The following is a 1,664-nucleotide window of genomic DNA, read 5'->3' as shown; positions in this document are numbered from 1 at the left end:
GCAATACCTTAGCCGCCCGCCCTTCATAGACGATAGGTACGGTAATCTCATCATGCACAGATTCCGTCATGGTGTAGCTATCGACAATGGGCCCAAACACATCGAGCGTGGCATCGACTGGTGTCCCTGTAAAGCCAACGTAGGTCGCATTAGGCAGTGAGTCATGCAGGTATTTAGCAAAGCCGTAAGTCTTCTTCACACCGTCTTCTGTCACGGTAATCTTCTGCTCAAGGTTGAGCTGGCTGCGGTGTGCCTCATCAGATAAGACAATGACATTGGTACGCTCGGTCAGTAGCTCTGTGTCCTCAGTAAATTTATGAATGGTGGTCAGATAAACACCACCACTTTTAATACCTGACAGGCGCTCTCTAAGCTCTGCTCGGCTCTCAACACTAATGATGTTTTCATCACCGATATAGGTCTTGGCGTTGGTAAATTGCCCAGATAGCTGATCGTCTAGGTCAGTACGGTCGGTAATTAAGATAATGGTTGGGCTGCCCAAATCAACATCACGCATCAGCAAGCGAGTTAAAAACAGCATGGTAAAGCTCTTACCACAGCCTGTTGCCCCAAAGTAGGTACCGCCTTTACCGTCACCAGCGACAAGCTTGCCAGCCGAGTCAAACTGCTTGATGTGCTTTTTCACATTATGAAATAGCTTGGTTGCCGCATAGTACTGCGGATAGCGGCAGATGATTTTCTCTTTTTTGGTGGAGGTGTCGGGAATGTAGATAAAGTTGCGTAGGACGTTAAACAGACGCTGTTGATCAAATAGGCCGTATATCATGGTTTTAAGCGCACTGATACCATCTACTTCAAGCTTTTCATCACCGGTGACTTTGCGCCAAGAGTAGAAGAACTCATAAGGCGCAAACTGTGAGCCCATTTTAGTATTGGCCCCATCACTAATTACGCAGATGGCATTGTATTTGAGTAGCTCTGGTATATCACGAGTATAGCGAGTCGTGAGTTGCACATAGGCATCGTATAGCGGAGCTTCCTCACGTATGGCACTCTTAAATTCAAACACCACCAGTGGTAAGCCATTGATGTATAAGATGGCATCTGGAATACGTAGCTCATAACCTTGAATGTTTAGCTGAGTAACCACTCGCAAAGTGTTATTGCTGATATCATCGTAATCTATCAGTTGAATGAACAAATCTTTTTGGGTGTGGTCTTCACGCTTAAGCAAAAAGCCATTAGACACATCCTTCATAATGGCTTTGTTACTGTCGTACAAATCAGAAGCTGGTAGGGTCTTAATACGATGAATGATTAAGCCAATCTCATAATCAGTAATGTGTTGATCTTGATATCGGCTGGCGAGAAATTCACGTAAGTCAGACTCGATTAACACTTCATCTACGGCACGTCCAAGCTGGCTATCAACTACGTCACCTGGCGTGTGTGGATAGCCTTCAATGGCGAGTAATTCAACAATGGCTTGTTCAAGTTTGGCTTCGGTGAATTTCATTAGATATTCTCCACCAACTTCTCAGCATCAGGAATACGTAGCTCGCCTGACATAAGTTTGGGGAGTAGAGTGTCACGGAGTTTAGTTAGAGTCTCATTAGAAAAATATCTATCTGCAATTTTATAAAGACTAGCTCTAACGATACTATCAAATAACTGTCTTAGTTCTTCACTTGGCATACAAATAG

Annotated in this window: 1 protein-coding gene and 1 pseudogene; both read right to left on the bottom strand. The window is 44.2% G+C overall.

The annotated features are described in order from the left end of the window. On the bottom strand, positions 1-1,477 hold a 1,477-nt coding region (locus ACT3RN_RS15435; RefSeq protein WP_444518809.1), incomplete at its 3' end, for a type I restriction endonuclease subunit R. Next, positions 1,477-1,664 (bottom strand): annotated as a pseudogene (locus tag ACT3RN_RS15430) (restriction endonuclease subunit S); the annotation flags it as partial. The pseudogene ACT3RN_RS15430 and the gene ACT3RN_RS15435, both read right to left, overlap by 1 nt.

The organism is Psychrobacter sp. AOP5-GZ1-6, from assembly GCF_052376345.1.
In the GTDB taxonomy this organism is placed as follows: Bacteria; Pseudomonadota; Gammaproteobacteria; order Pseudomonadales; family Moraxellaceae; genus Psychrobacter.
The sequence above is the reverse complement of the archived record's forward strand: the minus strand, read 5'-3'. Positions and strand labels throughout refer to the sequence as shown.